The sequence below is a fragment of the Leyella stercorea genome (assembly GCF_021531355.1).
Lineage (GTDB): Bacteria > Bacteroidota > Bacteroidia > Bacteroidales > Bacteroidaceae > Prevotella.
In genome coordinates this window covers 1-306 of the sequence record NZ_JADYTS010000226.1, presented here as the reverse complement: position 1 = coordinate 306, position 306 = coordinate 1, and the positions used below count along the sequence as shown (strand labels likewise).

Genomic DNA, 306 nt, shown 5'->3' with positions numbered 1-306 from the left:
AGATGATCATCGGTCTGCAATCACAGAACAAGCCACACAAGGCGAACACGCACATACCTATGAGTGTGGAGGAGGCATCGGCATATCTAAAAATGCCTATGGCTACCCTCTACATGAAACTTGGCAACGGCAGCATTCCTGCCACCAAGCCGGGCAAGCGTTATTGCCTTTATCAAGACGAACTTGACAAGTGGCTGGAGACTAACCGCAAGAATCCTGTACCTCTCACTGCTGAAGAGGAGAACGCTGCCATTCTTGCAGGAAACAAGCGCAAGCCCAAACCCTTAAACTGGTAATGTAATGGAT

1 protein-coding gene is annotated in these 306 nt (G+C 49.0%); it reads left to right on the top strand.

Annotated elements, in window-relative coordinates:
* On the top strand, positions 1-296 hold a 296-nt coding region (locus I6E38_RS15180; RefSeq protein ID WP_235394546.1), incomplete at its 5' end, for a helix-turn-helix domain-containing protein.
* Between the last annotated feature and the right edge of the window lie 10 nt (positions 297-306).